Origin of the sequence: Clostridium sp. (assembly GCF_036639235.1) — a bacterium.
In the GTDB taxonomy this organism is placed as follows: Bacteria; Bacillota; Clostridia; order Clostridiales; family Caloramatoraceae; genus Clostridium_AB.
In genome coordinates this window covers 1-2,223 of record NZ_JAVWJB010000103.1, presented here as the reverse complement: position 1 = coordinate 2,223, position 2,223 = coordinate 1, and the positions used below count along the sequence as shown (strand labels likewise).

At 33.6% G+C, this 2,223-nt stretch carries 2 protein-coding genes; both read left to right on the top strand.

Annotated features, from left to right (window positions below; all coding sequences use genetic code 11):
* A partial coding sequence (locus tag RR539_RS10800; RefSeq protein WP_332500446.1) for a GGDEF domain-containing protein occupies nt 1-758 on the top strand: 758 nt, incomplete at its 5' end.
* Nucleotides 759-974: 216 nt separating this feature from the next.
* Nucleotides 975-2,223, top strand: a 1,249-nt coding sequence (locus RR539_RS10795) for a hypothetical protein (protein ID WP_332500445.1), incomplete at its 3' end; no start/stop codon positions are given.

Here is a 2,223-nt window from a genome sequence, read left to right as displayed (position 1 = left end):
TACTTGCAGCATTTATTTTAGTAACATATGTTCTTACAGTTGAGATCAGAAGAGGCAATAAGGAGATTCGTATATTTGCACTTGGGTCTATAGCAATGCTTATATGTGGATCAGTTGAAATAGTCCTTTTCTTTACAACTAATATAAAAACCCCTATTGGTATTTATTTAATTGGGCTAGTTGCCTTCATATGTGCAATAGCATTTTCAATGGCTAGGTATATTATTAAGCTTAATTTTGAAAAGGTTAGAAATAGAGAGCTTAAGCATTTGGTTTATAGGGATATTTCAACAGGAGTATTTAATAGAACTAAGTTTGATGAGGATATGAATAGACTTAATAAAAAACTTGGTACAAATGCTTCTATATGTATTATTGTTGTTGATGTGGACAACTTAAAAAGGACCAATGACACAGAGGGTCACCTTGAGGGGGATAGGCTTATATGCGAAACCGCATCAATTCTTCAAAGAAGTTTCTTTAACGTAGGAACAGTATATAGAATAGGTGGAGATGAGTTTGTTGTTATATGTGTTAACCAGGATCAGTTAACCATAGATAAATGCGAACTTAACCGTGGGCGCATAGTTGAAGAGATTAGAAATAAAACCTGTAAATACCTTGCAATGTCTACAGGAAGAGCATATTACCGCAAAGAATTTGATGATGATATGTATTGTGTTTTTGCAAGGGCAGACAAGCTTATGTATGAAAACAAAAATCAAAGAAAAAAACAAATAATAATGAATGTTAAATAGGATTATATTAATGGATTTTTCCACTAATATAGTCCTTTTTTAATTTAATTTTATATAAGTGTTAAGTATGATTGAAAATTACTCGAAAGAAAATAGAGTCTAGAATTTGTATAAAAATATGCTATAAGTAATAATTTATAGAAAATATTGTCTATATATGGTATTATATATGAAAATATAGGAAAAAGAAGTTAAATAGGAGGTGTTAATTTAGCTATGAATATTTTCAAGAAGAAGATGGCTATAATTCTAACCCTTATTTTAGTTGCAAATATAGTTTGTAGCGGGGTTATTAGTGGAAAAGCCATTGCAAGTACTTTACCTAAGATAACATCCCTAAGAGTACTTGAAACTTCGCCTAAAAAGGGAGATAGTGTTACATTTAGAATAGGTTCAAAGGGAAGTGAACTAGTTCAGTACAGTATATATATGTACTCACCTACAAAAAAAAACTGGGAAAATGTATCAGGTGGGTATTCAAAACCTGTTAAGCAGGGACAAATACATAGTATTAAGATTAATAAGACCCTTAATAGTGGAAACAATAGTTTCAGTGTATGGGTAAAAAGATCAGGAAAGCCTCCAGCGAGTAGAGGTGGATATGATCACTTTAAAAGTCTTAGCGTAAATGTTAAGGAGCCTTTAACGGGAGGTGAAGCATCATCTAAGCCTGCAAGTATGAAGTCGGCTTATATACTAGATAATGAGCAGTTTGTAGGTAAATACCCTTCAATTAAGGTTAGTGCAAACTCTACGGTTAAGGTTCAATACAGAGTGTTTTTATACTCAAAGGACAGTAGGTCGTGGGTAGACATGACAGATGGTTATACTGCGCCAGTAGACCCGAAGATTAATACTAGCATAAGAATAAATGCTCCACTAGAAAAAGGAGATAATAGTTTTAGTATATGGGTTAAAAGAGCTAACCAAAAACCTTCTAAAAAGGAAGGTTATGATGGGTTCATAAGTTATAAAGTAAAAGCCAAGGAGTATGGCGGTGGTGGCTCAGGTGGAGAGTCTTTACCTGCAAATATTAACACAGTTTCAATAGATAAGAGCCAAGAGAAGCTCGGGGGAACCCCTACAGTAACTTTAACAGCGAAATCTTCTGTTAAGGTTCAGTATGCTGTTTATATGTATTCTGTAAGCAAAGCAACCTGGGAAGATGTTATAGGGGGATATTCCTCAGCATGTGACCCTAAAAGCCCTAAGGCTATTAAAATTAATAAGCCACTTAAACCAGGAGATAATGTTTTAAGTATATGGGTAAAAAGAGCAGACAAAAAACCTTCAGACGCTGGAGGATATGATGATTTTGAAAAGAGGACTATTAAGATAGGTACAAGCCCATCTAAGGTTGTAAAAATATCATCAATAACATGTGAAGAGGGAGATGCTATAGTTGGTCACAGACCTAATATAAACGTTAGAGGAACTTCAGGAAATAATGAAGACCTAAAATATA